The following is an 11,977-nucleotide window of genomic DNA, read 5'->3' as shown; positions in this document are numbered from 1 at the left end:
CCCCTAGCCGACCTTGCGCCAGATCTGGGTCTGGCAGAACGGACCAATACACCCCTTGACCTCCAGCACGTTCGTACTCTTGCGGCGCACGACCGAGCGATAGCTCTTGCCATTGCGCGGGTCGTAGATGGTGCCGCGCCACAAATCGCCGTCCTCGTTCAACCCGGTCAGCAAGGAACTGCCGAGCAGCTTGCGCTGGCGCAGCCTAGGATTGGGATTGTTGACGTCTTTCTGGTTCACGCCATCGTCGGGAATGACGAGATACTTGCTCAAGCGTCCGCAATAATCTGTGCCGCATAGATCAATCGTGATCACGGCATCCTTCTCCGGCGTGACCCAGCGCCCCGCAATCGGGTCAGCTGCTGCTGCGGGCGTCGCGGCCACGAAAGAGGCGGTGGCGGCAAGTGCAGCGGCAAAGGTGGCTATTGGGCGCATGGATATCTCCTGTCGTCCTTCAACGCACTAGCGCGCTTAATGGGTGCGGGCGGAGCGATTAATCGCCGGTGAAGCCTGCGCCGCCAGGCCAACCATGGCCGGCCAGTCCCATGACCTTGAACAGTCTGCCCATCTGGTCAGTTGCGACAAGCCGCTGCATCGCTTCATGAATTTCGCGGGCGTAATGCGGTGCCCTGGCGGCCAGTGCCTCGGCCCGCGCCTCAATCCCCAACGCCCTGAGCCAGGCGCCCTGCTCGACCGTTCCGACGTGCCGCGCGTCGCGCGACTGGGCGATGCGTGCCAGGGTTTCAAACTCGACCAGCGCCGTGAGGTCGGCTTCGCCGGGCGCCTCGAAAGGATCGATTTTCTTATGCGCCCGCACGGCTTGCAACGTGGAACCTGCCTTGAGTTCGGTGTGGCCATAGTCGATGAACAGCGCGGTGCCGCCCTGGTGGGTCAACCGCCCGGCCACTTCGTAAACCGTCGCTGCAGCGCCGGGACAGGTTTCGAGGATTGTGCCTTCGGGCGCATCCAGCCAGTCTGCCGGAACCGCCGCGTCCATCGGCTGCTCACCAGCGACGAACACGAAAGCCTCTCCGTCCAGCCCGACCTTGCGCTCGCGCCACCCTGGCGTGGCTTTGACCAGTTGCCGCACCGGCAGCGCATCCAGGAATTCATTGGCCACGAACACCAGCGGCACGTCAGTCGGCAGGGTCGAGAGATCATGGTGCCACTGCGCTTGCGGCACCGCCTTGGCCTGTTCCTGCCGTAGCGTGGTGGAGCTTTCGACGAAATGGACCTGCGGGGTGAAGCCATATTTCGCTCCGGCGCGAAGGACATCCTTGGCCAGCGTGCCCCGGCCCGGTCCCAGTTCGACAAACTGGACGTAATCGTCGCGCCCGGCCTGGATCCACATGTCTGCCGCCCACAGCCCGATGAGCTCGCCGAACATCTGGCTTATTTCAGGCGCGGTCACGAAGTCCCCGTCTGTGCCTAGCGGATCGCGCGAGGCGTAATAGCGCGCGTTGCTCTCGCCCATGAACTGGGTCAACGAGATTGGTCCGGTGTTGCGGATCAGGCGCCGGAATATCGCCCCGAGATCTTCGCTGGCCCCCTCGCTCGGCATCGCTTCAGCTAACCGGCGCTTCCGGTTTCGCCGCCGCAGTTTTCGCAGGGCTCGCAGGCGATGGTTTGCGCAGCAGTGCATAGAGGACCACCGCCAGCCCTACCGCGAACAGCGGGATCGACAGCCATTGGCCCTGGCTCAGCCCGGTCTCGACCACGACGTTGGACAGGTGGGCATCGGGTGCGCGGAAGAACTCGTTTATGAAGCGAGCCGCAGCGATGCCGATGGTGAAGACGCCGACAAGCACGCCTGGACGCCAGCGGGCCTTGGTCTTCCAGAACAGCAGCAGCAGGATGACCATCATCAACAGGCCTTCCAGCCCGGCCTGGTAAAGCTGGCTCGGATGACGGCCGATCTGCTCGGGATCCTCGGGGAAGACCATCGCCCACGGCACTTCGGTGGCGCGGCCGTAAAGCTCACCGTTGACGAAATTGGCGAGCCGACCGAGCAACATTCCGAACGGCACGTTGACCGCGATATAGTCACACACGCGCAACCAGTTGAGGTTGTTGCGCCAGGCGACGAACAGGATCGCGACGACAACGCCGATGACCCCGCCATGGAAGCTCATGCCGCCGTCCCACAGTCGCAACAGGTCCCAGCTCACCGTTTCGGACGGGGTGAAGCTGGTAAACATGTTCGCCTTGGACGAATCGCCGCCGGTGTAGAATGCGGCGTAACCCAGCCGGCCACCGAGTATCACGCCAAGCGTGCAGTAGAAGAAGAGGTCGTCGACATGGGCCTGGGCCATCGGCGCCCCGGGCGCCTTGATCATCTTCGACAGGTGCCAATAGGCCAGGAACAGGCCGAGTATGTAGGCCAGCGAGTAGAATCGCAGGTAAAAAAAGCCGAGATCGATCCCTTTCGTCAGGCCGAGATCGGCAAACTGGATCGGTTGCGAGGCCGCTTCGGCCAATAGTGACAGCACGGGCAAACCCTTTTACATGATGTCGCACAAGGAGAGCACGCGACCTCTATCTGCTCGGCGCAGCCTTTGGCACAGGCGACGACCGGACGAAACCCCAAGAGCTACGCTTGCCCAAAGCCATACTGGAGAAGATCAAGGATGCCTACCGAGCTCGACAAGACCCTCGACGCGATCATGGACAAGCTGACCGCCGAGGGCGCGCCCGCGGAAACGGTGCCGTTCACCCGCAACGGCACCGAGATGCCGGCGCTGAAGGCCGCTCCGCCCAGCCTGGCGCATTATTTCGCGCACTATTGCAACGAGCACAAGGACGCCGAATTCCTCGTCGATGGGGACTGCCGACTGACCTTTGGCGAGACCTGGCAAGCGGCACTGGCCGTGGCAGCCGGCCTTCAGGCCGAACATGGCATGAAGAAGGGCGACCCAGTCGGTATTGCTGCACGCAATTCGGCCAACTGGATCGTCCTGTACATGGGCATCATCATGGGTGGCGGCTGCGCTACCTTGCTCAACGGCTTTTCCAATGGCGATGAACTGGCCGCCGCGATTGACCTGGTCGAATGCAAGCTGGTGTTTGCCGATGCTGGCCGGGCCAAACGTCTCGACGGAACCGACCATGGCGCCAAGGTGGTCTTGTTCGATCACGGTTGCGATCCTGCTACCGGTCTCAAGGTGGCGTGGGGCGATCCTTCCACCGTCAATCCGCTTGACCTGGGGCCGGACGATCTGTGCACCGTGCTATACACTTCGGGTTCGACCGGGCTCTCCAAGGGTGCCTATTCGGATCATCGCGGCGTCGTCCACGGAGCGATGAGCTATGCGCTGCAATCGCTGATGGCTTTCTCCTATCTCGACAGCACCGGCGATGCCCCGACCAGCCAGGCCTGTGCCTTGCTGGCGGTGCCTCTGTTCCACGTTACCGGCGAAGTGCCGCTGCTGCTGCAAAGCTATGCGCTGGGCCGCAAGGTCGTGCTGATGCCCAAGTGGGATGCAGGAACCGCGCTGCAGCTGATCCAGGACGAAAAGGTGAGCTACTTCGCCGGCGTTCCGCTGATGACCTATGAAATGGCGACCCATCCCGAGCGCGACAAATACGATGTCTCGACCTGTTCAGGCTGGGCTGCCGGCGGCGCGCCGCGACCACCAGAGCATGTCACCAAGATCAAGGAAGCGTTCCCAACCGGTAACCCGCTGCTCGGCTATGGCCTGACCGAAACCAACGGTGTTGGCTGCGGCAATTTCAACGAAAATTACCTCGCCAAGCCGTCGAGCACGGGCAAGGCCAGCCGTCCACTGGTCGACCTCGCCATCCTCGACGATCAGGGCAAGCCGGTGCCAAAGGGCCAAGTCGGCGAAGTTTGCATCCGCTCGATCTGCAACTTCCTCGGCTACTGGAACAATGAAGGCGCGACCAAGGCCGCTTTCACCGACGACATGTATTTCCGTACCGGCGATCTCGGACGGCTCGACGAGGACGATTACCTGTTCATCGTCGACCGCAAGAAGGATATCATCATCCGCGGCGGCGAGAACATTACCTGCATCGAGGTCGAGGAAGCGATCTACGCTCACGACGATGTGGCCGAATGCTCGGTCTTCGGTCTGCCCGACGAGCGTTATGGCGAAATCGTTGGTGCCGTGTTCCTGCCGAAGGAAGGCAGCGACCTGACCGAGGAGGGCCTGCGCGATTTCCTCAAGGACCGGCTGGCCTCGTTCAAGCAGCCGACCGTTTACTGGAAAGCGACGGGTACCCTGCCTCGGCTCGGTACGCAGAAGGTCGACAAGCGCACGCTGCGTGATCGCTATACTGAGGAATATACTGCCAAGATGGGGGCGGCTTGAGCAAGGCGCGTGTCTCCTGTCAGCGCGCCATAATCGATCGCCGCCGTTTGAGCGCGGCGATCGATGCGCTGGTGGAGAAACAGACGGGCGATGCCGGAGCCGCAGCCAGGCCCGAGATACTGGCCCTGATGCGCGAAGCCCTCGCCGATGGCCGGAAGGAGCTGAGTCGGCGGCTGGTCGATAGCCCCAGTTCTGGACACGCCATCACGGCCGGCCATTCCTTCCTGATCGACCAGCTGATCCGGCTGTTGTTCGACCATGTGGTCAATCACGTCCACCCGGTGGCCAATCGTTCAACTTCCGAGAGGATCTGCGTGGTTGCAGTCGGCGGTTACGGCCGCGCTGAAATGGCGCCGCACTCGGACGTGGACATTGCCTTTATTCATCCGGCGCGTCGCAATCCGTGGTGCGAACAGGTGACCGAAGCCTTGCTCTATTTCCTGTGGGACCTCGGCCTCAAAGTCGGCCAGTCCAGCCGCACTCCGGAAGAAATGATCCGGATGGCCAAGGAAGACCTGACGATCCGAACCGCGCTGCTCGAATCGCGTTTCGTATGGGGTGACCGGGAGCTTTACGAACAGGCCGGCGCGCGCTTCTTTGCCGAGGTGGTGACCGGTAGCGAACGGCAGTTCGTGGCCGAGAAACTGGCCGAACGCGAGGCCCGGCACGAGCGGATGGGGGGTACACGCTATGTGGTCGAACCCAATGTGAAGGAAGGCAAGGGCGGCTTGCGCGACCTGCAGGCGCTGTACTGGATCGGCAAATATATCCATCGCGCCCGCAATGCCGCCGACCTGGTCGATGCGGGCCTGTTCAGCCGCGCCGAATACAAGCGCTTTCGCCGCGCCGAGGGCTTCCTGTTGGCTGTCCGGTGCCACTTGCACGAACTGACCGACCGGCCCGAAGACCGGCTGACCTTCGACTTTCAGAAGCAGATCGCCGAACGAATGCGTTTTGCCGACCGGCGCGGAAAGAGCGCGGTCGAGCGGTTCATGCAGTATTATTTCCTGCAGGCAAAACGGGTCGGGTCGCTGACCGGCGTGTTCCTGGCTCAGCTCGACCAGCAATTCGACAAGACCCGCGCCCGGCGCGGTTTTTTTGCCGGTTTCAAGGCCCGCCCGCGCGAACTCAAGGGCTATCGCGTATTCGGCGGAAAGATCGCGGCACCATCGGATGACTGGTTCCGCAACGATCCGGTGCGATTGATCGAGATTTTCCAGATTGCCGAGTCCAATGGGCTGGAGATCGAGCCCAACACCATGCGGCAGGCCAATCGCGACAGTCCGCTGATCCGCGACGAAGTGCGCGAAGACAGGCGCGCCAACGCGGTATTTCTCGACCTGCTATGCGGTCGCAATGATCCCGAAAGCGCGCTGCGCTGGATGCATGAGGCTGGCGTGTTCGGCCGCTTCGTGCCCGATTTCGGGCGCGTCAATGCGCAGATGCAGTTCAATATGTATCATCATTATACTGTCGACGAGCACACGCTCCGCGCGATCGGCTTTCTCAACAAGATCGAGAAGGGCGAGCTGGCCGACGAACACCCGCGCGCCACCAGGCAGATTCACAAGATCAAAAGTCGTCGGAGCGCCTATGTAGCGGCGCTATTGCACGACATCGCCAAGGGGCGCGGCGGCGACCATTCGGTGCTCGGTGCCGAGGTGGCCCGCGAACTGTGCCCTCGATTCGGCCTCAACGAGGACGAAACCGATCTCGTCGCCTGGCTGGTACTGCAGCACTTGCTGATGAGCTCGACCGCGCAAAAGCGCGACCTGACCGACCCCAAGACTATCGAGGATTTCGTTGCCGAGGTGCAAAGCCTTGAAAGGCTGCGCCATCTCGCCATCCTCACAAGCGTCGATATTCGTGCTGTTGGCCCGGGTACCTGGAACAGCTGGAAGGGGCAGTTGCTGGGCGAGCTTTACGACGTGGCACACGAGCGCCTGCGGCTCGGCCACATGCGGTATGGCCGCAAGCAGCGCGTATCGGCGAAGAAGGAAGCGGTGCGCGAGGCACTGGCCGACAAGGCAGGCTTGCTCGAAACCCACGCCCAGTTGTTTACCGACGCCTATTGGATCGCCGAGCCCGACGATGTGATAGCCCGCAACATCGTCCAGTATGATGTCGCCCGCGAAATTCGCGACGAATTATCGATTCACTGCGAATTCGATGCCGAACGCGGAGCCACCCTGGTGACCGTGATCGCATCCGACCATCCGGGCCTGTTCTATCGCATCGCCGGCGGCATTCACCTGGCCGGCGGGAATATCATTGACGCCCGCATCCATACCACGCGCAACGGTTGGGCGATCGACAATTTCCTCGTTCAGGACCCAGTCGGCAGAAACTTTGCTGAAGACGAGCAACTGGCCCGAATCAAGCGCAGCATCGACGATGCCATCGCCAACCGCGGCGAACTGGTACCCAAGCTGGCCAAGCGACCGCTTCCTCGCACCAGGGCCGCGGCTTTCGATGTGCGTCCACTGGTCCAGTTCGACAACCAGGCCTCAAACCGCTTTACCGTCATCGAAGTCGCAGCGCGTGATCGTCCGGCGCTGCTCAACCGGCTGGGGCGGGCCTTGTTCGAAAACCAGCTGGTCGTCCACTCGGCGCATGTAACCGCTTACGGCGAACGCGCAGCGGACACGTTCTACGTGACCGATCTGACGGGCGACAAAGTGGTCGACGAGGCGCGAAAGCGGACAATCCGCCAGGCACTGCTCGATGCTGCCAGCGACGAACGGCAAGCCGAACTCGAGCCGGCCTAGAGGCGCCTCACCGCAGATCAGGCTCGCATTGGCCCAATCCAAGCCGATCCTGACTTACGCGTTCACGCAGGCGACAGGCGCTCCCCAACAGGCGCTTTCGCCCCCCCCCGCCCATCTGCGTCACATAACCGCCCGCTTGGACAGTGAGGCCACGTACGCATAGCTTTGCCGGGCAGGCCATTCGTGGCACGACCCGCAGGATTTTTCTTTGGAGGACTGGAAATGCAATTCAATTCGAACGCCAGCAAGGGTCTCATCGCGCTTGCTGCGATTGCCATGGCTGCACCTGCCAGCGTAGCAGCCCAGGCACCTTCGCCGGGCGATGATCGCACTGTGATCGTCACCGGGACGGTGCCGGCGGATCTGACCGATATGCCCGAGGGTCCCGAGATCGACGGCTTTATCTCGGCCCGCAGCGGCGAAAGGATGGAAGTGACCACTCCCGGCGGTAGCAAGACCGTCATCCATCTCAGCCAGGCGACCGAAGTTCGTGCCAAGGGCGGCTTCCTTGGCCTCGAACGTACCAGGCTCGGTGCCGAATCACTGCTCAACGGCCTGCCCGTGACGGTCGACACGGTTCAATGGGGCGAGAACCTGGTCGCATCGCGCGTACGTTTCTCGAACAATGACCTCGAAACCGCCAACATGATCCGCACCGGCACCGCCCAGGGCTTTGCCGAGCAAACCGCCGCGACCGAGGCGCTGCGGGGCCGCGTCGGCGATATCGACAAGTATAACATCAAGGGCGTCACCAACGTCTATTTCGACACCGGCAAGTGGAAGCTCTCGCCGCAGGCAGAGCGTGAGCTGTGCCAGACCGCGGCCGATGCAGATGCGATGCAGAACGCGCTGCTGCTGGTGGTCGGCTACACTGATTCGGTTGGCAGTCAGGACTACAACCAGGTGCTGAGCGAACGCCGCGCGGGCCGGGTGGTCAACTACTTGCAGCAGGCTTGCGGCTGGAAGCCGTGGCGCATGCTAACCCCGACCGGCATGGCTGAGGCTGACCCGCAAGCGGACAATTCGACTGCAGCCGGCAAGGCGCAGAATCGCCGCGTTTCGGTCAACATCCTCGTCAGCAAGAGCGTCGACGGGCTTTGAACGAGCGAGGGGTCGTGCACGGGCACGGCCCCTCTTCCCAAGGCGTCGTCGACGAGCCGCCGCGGAGCTACCCCCGCTTCCCGAACAGCGCAGTGCCCACGCGCACATGGGTCGCGCCGAGCATGATGGCGGTTTCGAAATCGCTGCTCATACCCATGCTGCGACCCTCCAGTCCGTTATCGCGGGCCAGCTTGTCGAGCAGGGCGAAGAATGGGGCCGGCTCGATTTCGAGCGGCGGGATACACATCAGGCCGACCACCGGGATGTCTGCCGCACGGGCCTGTTCCAGCAGCGTGGGCACATCGGCAATGGCGCAACCGCCTTTCTGATCCTCGGCGCCGATATTCACCTGGAGGAAACACGGTACGCGTCGTCCGGCCTTTTCCATCGCCTTGCCCAGCGCCTTTACCAGGCTGGGTCGGTCGAGTGAATGGATACAGTCGAACAGGGCGACGGCTTCTTCGGCCTTGTTCGATTGCAACTGGCCGACCAGGTGCAACTCGGTATCGGCATGGGCTTCGCGCAATGCCGGCCACTTGCCTTCTGCTTCCTGCACGCGGTTCTCGCCAAAAACGCGATGACCGGCTTGCAGCAAGGGTTCGATTGCGCCTGCGGGGTGGGTCTTGCTGACGGCGATCAGCGTCACCGTGTCACGGTCGCGCTGGGCGATCTTGCAGGCCCGGGCAATGCGCGCCTCGGTTTCTTCGAGCGGAGTGGCTGGTTCATCCATGCTGGCGCGCTATAGCGGCGCGGTGCAACAGTTCCAGACCTTACCGGCAGTGTGGCTGCTGTCAGACGAGCGCAACGACGCGGTCCTGGACGAACGGCTCCGAGCGATGCCGCGCGGCTCGGGCTTCATTTATCGCCACTACCACCTGTCACCGGCTGCGCGGATCGACAGGTATTTTCAATTGCGCCGAACCGCCCGCGCCAAAGGGCATTGCCTGGTGCTGGCCGACAGCGCCCAGACCGCACGCGAGTGGGGTGCGGACGGAATCTATGGCGCGGCCCGCGCACTTTACCCGACCCGGCGCGACATGATCTGCATTGCCACCGCCCACGACCTCGCCGAGATTGGCGAGGCCAACCGCGCCCGCGCCGATGCGGTCATGCTCTCCCCTGTTTATACCACCCGCTCGCATCCAGACGCGTCGGCGCTCGGCAAGACGCGCTTCCGCCTGCTTGCGCGTCACGCACAAATGCCGGTCATCGCGCTTGGCGGGGTGACGCCTTCAGGTGCAGAAGCGCTCGATTGGCCACGTTGGGCGGCGATCGACGGATTGTCATGATCGAGCGGCCTGCCGCTTGCCTGCTTGACCGGGAGTCGCCGAGGATTCATGGTGCCAGCTCAGGAAGGGATTACCCATGGCATCACGGGCAATGAGCAAAGCGCAGGCTGACTGGCGCGCCGCATTCCGGCGCAGTCTTCGCCGTGCCGCGCAGATGGGCGGAGCAGTGGTGCTTGCCGGTGCCACGCTGTTTCTGGCGCTCGCATTGGCGAGCTACACCCAGACCGATCCGAGCCCTTCAACCGCCGCTTCAGGGGCAGAGATCGCCAACTGGATGGGAGCAAGCGGAGCATGGGTGGCCGAGCGCGCACTGTTCCTTTTTGGCTGGACCGCAATACTGCTGCTGCCGTTACTGTATGTTTTCGCCCGCAAATTGTGGCGCGACGTCGAGGAAGACGAGGTCGACACCGAAACGCGCTGGTGGCGGCCGGTGTTGCTGCTGACGCTCGCCATGGCACTGCTTTCCACCGTCCTGGCGCTGGTGTTCGACGGGCCGGGCGGGACGCTGCCGGCATCGATGGGCGGCATAACCGGCCTGCTGGGCGCTGGCGCAATCGAGGCGGTTGCCGCGCGGTTTGGCGAAGGGGCGTCGGGGTGGATCACGCTCGCGCTTGCGCTGCTGGCGTTCTTTGGCGGCGCCGCGCTTGTGACCCGCGTTTTCGCTATCGATTGGCGCGCCCTGCTGACTTTGCCTGCCTTCCTACGCCATGTCCCGCTGATGCCGAGCTTCGCCTTGCCCAAGCCCAAACCGGTGTCGGCAGATGTCGGCGAGTCGAAGCGCACCTCCGGCGTGCTCGAAGATGCAGCGACAGGCCGAGCGGTGCCCGAAGCCGCTGCCGCTCGCCGCGCACCGCAAATTGTCGATCCGAGTGCGCCGCCGAAAAAGGCAAGTGCAGCCAAGGCCAAGCAGCGCGACATGTTCGCCGATTACGAATTGCCGAGCCTCGACCTGCTGACCGATCCAGGACCCGATACCACGCCCAAGCTCGACAAGATGGCGCTCGAGCGCAACGCCCGCTTACTCGAAACCGTGCTCGACGACTTCAACGTCAAAGGCGAGATCACTGCGGTCCGGACCGGTCCGGTTGTCACCATGTACGAGCTCGAGCCGGCTCCTGGTATCAAGGCCAGCCGCATCATTGGCCTGGCCGAAGATATCGCTCGCAACATGTCGGCGATCTCGGCCCGCGTGTCGCCGATCCCGGGCAAGACCGTCATGGGTATCGAACTGCCCAATCAGGACCGGCAGATGGTCAATTTCAAGGAACTGGCTGCCTGCGCCGCCTTTGCCGACGCCCGCGGCGCGCTGCCGATGATCCTGGGCAAAGATATTGCTGGCGAACCGATCGTGGCCGACCTGGCAGCGATGCCGCATCTGCTGGTCGCGGGGACCACCGGCTCGGGTAAGTCGGTCGGCCTCAACGCTATCCTGCTCTCGCTGCTCTACCGCTTCACGCCCGACGAGTGCCGCCTGATCCTGATCGATCCCAAGGTCCTCGAACTCAAGACCTATGACGATATTCCGCACCTGCTCAGCCCGGTGGTGACCGAGCCTGCGAAGTCCGTGCGCGCTCTCAAATGGGCGGTCGAGGAGATGGAACGGCGTTATCGCATGATGAGCAGCGTCAATTCGCGCAACATCTCGGGCTTCAACGAGAAGGTGCGCGCTGCCGCTGCCAAGGGCAAGCCACTGGGGCGCCGGGTGCAGACGGGCTTCGACCCCGATTCGGGCGAGGAAATCTACGAGGAAGAGCAGCTCGATTACCAGCCGCTGCCGCAGATCGTGTTGATCGTCGACGAGCTGGCCGACTTGATGGTCACCGTCGGCAAGGAGATCGAGGTGCTGATCCAGCGCCTGAGCCAGAAATCGCGTGCCGCCGGCATCCATTTGATCATGGCCACTCAGCGCCCCAGCGTCGATGTCATAACCGGCGTCATCAAGGCCAACCTGCCGACCCGCATCAGTTTCAAGGTGACGAGCCGGATCGACAGCCGCACGATCCTCGGCGAGCAGGGTTCCGAACAGCTGCTGGGCAAGGGCGACATGCTCTACAAGCCCAATACGGGCGCGATGATCCGCGTCCATGGACCCTTCGTCAGCGACGAGGAGGTCGAACTGGTCGCCGATCACTGGCGCGCGCAAGGCTCGCCCGAATATGTCGATGCCGTGACCGAAGAGCCCGAAGATGGCGGCGGCCTCAATTTCGAGGACGATCTCACTGCCAGCGACAGCCCGGAGGAGCGCAAATACCGCCAGGCCTGCCAGATCGTGATCGAGAACCAGAAGGCCAGCGGCAGCTGGCTGCAGCGGCAGATGGGGGTCGGCTACAACACTGCCGCCAAGTGGATCGAACGCATGGAAAGCGAAGGGCTGGTCGGCCCCGCCAACCATGTCGGCCGCCGCGACATCTATCGCGACAGCGACGGCAATCCGCTCTAGTCGCGTGATCAAGCATCCCTTTGGCAGTTGGCTAGTGCCGAAGAAACG

9 protein-coding genes are annotated in these 11,977 nt (G+C 63.0%); 5 read left to right on the top strand and 4 right to left on the bottom strand.

Going from position 1 to position 11,977, the window contains the following annotated elements; translation table 11 throughout:
* Positions 1–3: 3 nt before the first annotated feature.
* From ACXYL9_RS00985 to lgt, 3 genes are read right to left on the bottom strand one after another with little or no spacing between them, the layout of a single operon-like run.
* On the bottom strand, positions 4–435 hold the full coding sequence (locus ACXYL9_RS00985; RefSeq protein WP_459037723.1) for a DUF2147 domain-containing protein: 432 nt from the start codon (positions 433–435) through the stop codon (positions 4–6).
* Positions 436–493: 58 nt separating this feature from the next.
* Entirely contained in the window at positions 494–1,561 is a 1,068-nt protein-coding gene (locus ACXYL9_RS00980; RefSeq protein ID WP_459037722.1) for a class I SAM-dependent methyltransferase, read from the bottom strand.
* 4 nt (positions 1,562–1,565) lie between these two features.
* On the bottom strand, positions 1,566–2,489 hold the full coding sequence (gene lgt, locus ACXYL9_RS00975; protein WP_459037721.1) for a prolipoprotein diacylglyceryl transferase: 924 nt from the start codon (positions 2,487–2,489) through the stop codon (positions 1,566–1,568).
* Positions 2,490–2,627: 138 nt separating this feature from the next.
* Here lgt and ACXYL9_RS00970 point away from each other — a divergent pair, with 138 nt between their 5' ends.
* The 3 genes from ACXYL9_RS00970 (at position 2,628) to ACXYL9_RS00960 (ending at position 8,200) form a co-directional block, all read left to right on the top strand.
* Positions 2,628–4,331 (top strand): class I adenylate-forming enzyme family protein, encoded by a 1,704-nt coding sequence (locus ACXYL9_RS00970; protein WP_459037720.1) that lies wholly within the window; start codon positions 2,628–2,630, stop codon positions 4,329–4,331.
* The gene (locus ACXYL9_RS00965; RefSeq protein WP_459037719.1) at positions 4,328–7,099 is read left to right on the top strand and encodes a [protein-PII] uridylyltransferase; all 2,772 of its coding nucleotides are present in this window, start codon (positions 4,328–4,330) and stop codon (positions 7,097–7,099) included. The genes ACXYL9_RS00970 and ACXYL9_RS00965 overlap by 4 nt, the downstream gene beginning before the upstream one ends.
* 222 nt (positions 7,100–7,321) lie before the next feature.
* A complete protein-coding gene (locus ACXYL9_RS00960; protein ID WP_459037718.1) occupies positions 7,322–8,200 on the top strand; it encodes an OmpA family protein in 879 nt (292 codons plus the stop codon).
* Positions 8,201–8,267: 67 nt separating this feature from the next.
* Here ACXYL9_RS00960 and ACXYL9_RS00955 read toward each other — a convergent pair whose 3' ends face one another.
* Positions 8,268–8,930: a YggS family pyridoxal phosphate-dependent enzyme gene (locus ACXYL9_RS00955; RefSeq protein ID WP_459037717.1), complete on the bottom strand. Its 663-nt coding sequence runs from the start codon at positions 8,928–8,930 to the stop codon at positions 8,268–8,270.
* Between ACXYL9_RS00955 and ACXYL9_RS00950 the strand changes: the two genes are divergently transcribed.
* Positions 8,914–9,489 carry a thiamine phosphate synthase gene (locus ACXYL9_RS00950; protein ID WP_459037716.1) on the top strand — a complete coding sequence of 192 codons (576 nt, stop codon included), beginning with the start codon at positions 8,914–8,916 and terminating at the stop codon, positions 9,487–9,489. The two genes, ACXYL9_RS00955 and ACXYL9_RS00950, sit on opposite strands and share 17 nt — an antisense overlap.
* Before the next feature lie 76 nt (positions 9,490–9,565).
* Entirely contained in the window at positions 9,566–11,929 is a 2,364-nt protein-coding gene (locus ACXYL9_RS00945; RefSeq protein ID WP_459037715.1) for an FtsK/SpoIIIE family DNA translocase, read from the top strand.
* Positions 11,930–11,977: the final 48 nt, after the last annotated feature.

It is taken from the genome of Qipengyuania sp. CAU 1752 (assembly GCF_054482615.1).
Note: the sequence above shows the minus strand (reverse complement) of the source record. Positions and strands in the feature narration are given on the sequence as shown.

Excerpts from the sequence above, each read along its gene's own strand:
- ACXYL9_RS00970 (WP_459037720.1), top strand. The coding sequence starts at position 2,628 with ATGCCTACCGAGCTCGACAAGACCCTCGACGCGATCATGGACAAGCTG.
- ACXYL9_RS00985 (WP_459037723.1), bottom strand. The coding sequence starts at position 435 with ATGCGCCCAATAGCCACCTTTGCCGCTGCACTTGCCGCCACCGCCTCT.
- ACXYL9_RS00960 (WP_459037718.1), top strand. The coding sequence starts at position 7,322 with ATGCAATTCAATTCGAACGCCAGCAAGGGTCTCATCGCGCTTGCTGCG.
- ACXYL9_RS00980 (WP_459037722.1), bottom strand. The coding sequence starts at position 1,561 with ATGCCGAGCGAGGGGGCCAGCGAAGATCTCGGGGCGATATTCCGGCGC.
- ACXYL9_RS00945 (WP_459037715.1), top strand. The coding sequence starts at position 9,566 with ATGGCATCACGGGCAATGAGCAAAGCGCAGGCTGACTGGCGCGCCGCA.
- ACXYL9_RS00955 (WP_459037717.1), bottom strand. The coding sequence starts at position 8,930 with ATGGATGAACCAGCCACTCCGCTCGAAGAAACCGAGGCGCGCATTGCC.